This is a genomic window from Erwinia sp. PME.40.26/001 (assembly GCF_055556675.1).
The window spans coordinates 1-249 of sequence record NZ_JBVHNP010000339.1 but is presented as its reverse complement, the minus strand read 5'-3'; the positions used below and the strand labels follow the sequence as shown (position 1 = coordinate 249).

The window sequence follows — 249 nt, the reverse complement described above, 5'->3', positions numbered from 1 at the left end:
CGGAGAGGTCGCGGGTCAGGTCAGCGGGCGCGGCGATGCCGGCCAGAGCCTCCCACCGGGGACGCGGCGTCGCGAGCACGTCCGCGAGGTCGTCCGCCACGCCGAGCACCGCACCCTGCGCCCCCGCGGTCAGCCGCCCGTCCGCGTGCACGTGCGGGGCCCGCGGTGCGGCCGCGGCGAACGGATCGTCGAATACGTCGGCATCCGCGAGACGAAGACGCGGGTCGGTCATCGGCGACGTGAAGACGC

At 76.3% G+C, this 249-nt stretch carries 1 protein-coding gene; it reads right to left on the bottom strand.

What is annotated here, in order from left to right:
* Window positions 1–249 (bottom strand): hypothetical protein (locus ACZ3HG_RS24450; protein WP_465335073.1); only part of this gene is annotated, 249 nt, incomplete at both ends.